Source organism: Pseudomonas sp. HY13-MNA-CIBAN-0226, from assembly GCF_040310305.1.
Classification (GTDB): domain Bacteria; phylum Pseudomonadota; class Gammaproteobacteria; order Pseudomonadales; family Pseudomonadaceae; genus Aquipseudomonas; species Aquipseudomonas gregormendelii.
The window spans coordinates 1-229 of the sequence record NZ_JBEOPS010000718.1 but is presented as its reverse complement, the minus strand read 5'-3'; the positions used below and the strand labels follow the sequence as shown (position 1 = coordinate 229).

Here is a 229-nt window from a genome sequence, read left to right as displayed (position 1 = left end):
TTGCTGGACCGCACCCATATGGCCCTGGTGGAAGAATGAAGGCGTTGTTGTTCACCCTCTGTTTAAGCTGCACACCGACGGCGTATGCCCTGGGTTTGTTGGACGTTTATGATTTGGCGCTGCGCAACGACCCGACCTTTCAGGCGGCGATTCAGGAGCGCGAGGCCGGTGAAGAAAACCGCGTGATCGGTCGGGCCGCATTGCTGCCTAACCTGTCATGGAGCTACAA

Annotated in this window: 1 pseudogene; it reads left to right on the top strand. The window is 57.6% G+C overall.

Annotation, left to right across the window (positions count from 1 at the left end):
* Positions 1 to 35: 35 nt before the first annotated feature.
* Positions 36 to 229: pseudogene (locus AAEZ05_RS30585) on the top strand (TolC family protein); the annotation flags it as partial.